Annotated in this window: 2 protein-coding genes; one reads left to right on the top strand and one right to left on the bottom strand. The window is 69.1% G+C overall.

The features are described 5' to 3' along the window. The first annotated feature begins 38 nt into the window (after window positions 1-38). Window positions 39-914: a DMT family transporter gene (locus tag N878_RS17800; protein WP_021444939.1), complete on the top strand. Its 876-nt coding sequence runs from the start codon at window positions 39-41 to the stop codon at window positions 912-914. A gap of 34 nt (window positions 915-948) precedes the next feature. Here the strand turns inward: N878_RS17800 and N878_RS17795 are convergent, their stop codons facing one another. Beyond that, window positions 949-2,286, bottom strand: coding sequence for an MFS transporter (locus N878_RS17795; protein ID WP_021444938.1), 1,338 nt, complete (start codon window positions 2,284-2,286; stop codon window positions 949-951). Window positions 2,287-2,415 lie beyond the last annotated feature (129 nt).

The following is a 2,415-nucleotide window of genomic DNA, read 5'->3' as shown; positions in this document are numbered from 1 at the left end:
CTGGACAAGAGCCGCACGCTGCTGGCGCGGTTGTAGCCGTGGCCGCCAGCCTGGACGGCGCGCCGGCGCGGCCGCTGGCCGGTATCGCCCTGGTGCTGCTGGCGACCTTGCTGTTCGCCAGCCACGACGCACTGTCCAAGTACCTGTCCGGCTTCTACCCGGTGGTAATGGTGGTGTGGGCGCGCTACCTGGTGCACAGCCTGCTGATGGCGGTCATCTTCCTGCCCCAATCGGGGCTGCGCGTACTGCGTAGCCGGCGTCCCGGCCTGCAGCTGCTGCGCGCGCTGTGCCTGGGCGCCACCAGCCTGCTGTTCACCAGCGGCCTGCTGTTCCTGCCGTTGGCCGAGGCCACTGCGGTGAATTTCCTCGCCCCGCTGCTGGTCACCGCGTTGTCCGTGCCGCTGCTCGGCGAGGCGGTCAGCCGCGGCCAATGGTTCGCCGTGCTGGCCGGTTTCGCCGGGGTGCTGATCATCGTCCACCCCGGCGGTGCGCTGTTCACCCCGGCGGTGCTGCTGCCACTGGCCTCGGCGCTGTGCTTCAGCCTCTACCAGCTGCTGACGCGCAAGCTCAGCGAGAGCGACAGCGCCACCACCAGCAACTTCTTCGCCGGGCTGTGCAACACGCTGCTGATGAGCGCCCTGGTGCCGTTCTTCTGGCAGCTGCCGAGCCTGGCGCATGCCCTGTGGATGCTGGCGCTGGGCGGCTGCGGCATGGCCGCGCACCTGTTCCTCACCCAGGCCTTTCGCCACGCGCCGCCGGCGCTGCTGGCGCCCTTCGGCTACGGCCAGATCGTCTTCGCCGGCCTGCTCGGCCTGCTGCTGTTCGGCCATGTCCCGGATCTGGCCGGGCTGGTGGGCATCGCCCTGATCTGCCTGAGCGGACTGGCGGCGGCCTGGCAGCAGCGCCGCGGCTGAGCCGGTAACGCCCCGCCGCAGCGGGGCGCGGCCTTTAGTCGGCAGACTCGCTGCTGAGCCGACGCGGCGCCATCAGGTACAGCCACAGCAGGGCGAGGAAGTAGGTCGCCGGGATCGCGCTGAACAGCAGGGCGTAGTTGTTGTGCGTCACCGTCAGCACGTAGCCGACGATCTGCGTCATGAACATGCCGCCGATGGCTGCGCACATGCCGCCGAAGCCGAACACGGTGCTCATCATGTGCTTGGGCGTGTAGTCCATCACCAGGCTCCAGATGTTCGCGGTCCAGGCCTGGTGCGCGCCCACGGCGAGGGCGATGGCCAGCACCGCGACCCACAGGCCGCTGGCGTTGGCGGCGAACACCACGCTGACGATGGTGCAGGCGAACAGCAGCATGGACAGCAGGCGTGCGGTGGTGGCGCGCATGCCGCGGCCGATCAGCCAGGACGAGAGGATGCCGCCGCCGATGCTGCCGAAGTCGGCGGTGAGCCAGATCAGGATCAGCGGGATGCCCATCTGGGTGACGCTGATGCCCAGGTCGTACTGCTCGTTGAGGAAGGGCGGCAGCCAGTAGAGGTAGAACCAGAACACCGGGGCGGTGATCGCGTAGGCCAGGGCGAAAGCCCAGGTGCCGCGCATGCGCAGGATACGCGCCAGGGCGACCTTGCTCGGCTCGGGTTCGACCTCCTGCTGGATGTACGCCAGCTCGCTGCGCTTGAGGCTCGGGTGATCTTCCGGGTTGAAGTACTTCAGGGCCCAGAACACCAGCCAGACCAGGCCGAGCAGGCCCATGCTGACGAACGCCGCCTGCCAGCCCCAGACATGCAGGATCAGCGGCAGCAGCGCCGGGGTGACCATGGCGCCGACGTTGGTGCCGGCGTTGAAGATGCCGGTGGCGATGGCGCGCTCGCCGGCCGGGAACCAGATGCGCGTGGTCTTGACGCAGGCCGGGTAGTTGGCCGCCTCGGTCAGGCCGAGGATGAAGCGGCAGATCATGAAGCCGACCGCCGAGGTGGCCAGGCCGTGGGCACCGGTGGCCAGGCTCCAGAGCAGCACCGCGAGGAAGAACGCGCGCTTCACCCCGACCTTGTCGATGAAGCGGCCCTGCAGCAGGAAACCCACCGCATAGCCGACCTGGAACCAGAAGTTGATGTTGGCGTAGTCCATCGCCGTCCAGCTCATCTCCTCGGCCAGTACCGGCTGCATGATGCCGAGGGCGGCGCGGTCGATGTAGTTCAGGGTGGTGGCGAAGAACACCAGGGCGAGCATGCCCCAGCGCGTCTTGCCGACGGCCATGGCGCCGCGGATCTTGTCGCCGATTCCGCCTTGGCCAAGGCCGGCGGCGGGCAGGGTGGTGCTGGGGGAGTGGTTCATCGGCATGGCCATCCATTCGGTGACTGGGCATGCGCCAGTCGGACTAGGAGTCGGGCATGTGGGCGGGCGGACGGGGTGCCGCGGGCGCCACGCTGCGGGTATCGGCGCCACCGGGGGCGCGCGGGATTG

The sequence above is a fragment of the Pseudomonas sp. EGD-AK9 genome, assembly GCF_000465935.2.
Taxonomy (GTDB): Bacteria; Pseudomonadota; Gammaproteobacteria; order Pseudomonadales; family Pseudomonadaceae; genus Aquipseudomonas.
Note: the sequence above shows the minus strand (reverse complement) of the source record. Positions and strands in the feature narration are given on the sequence as shown.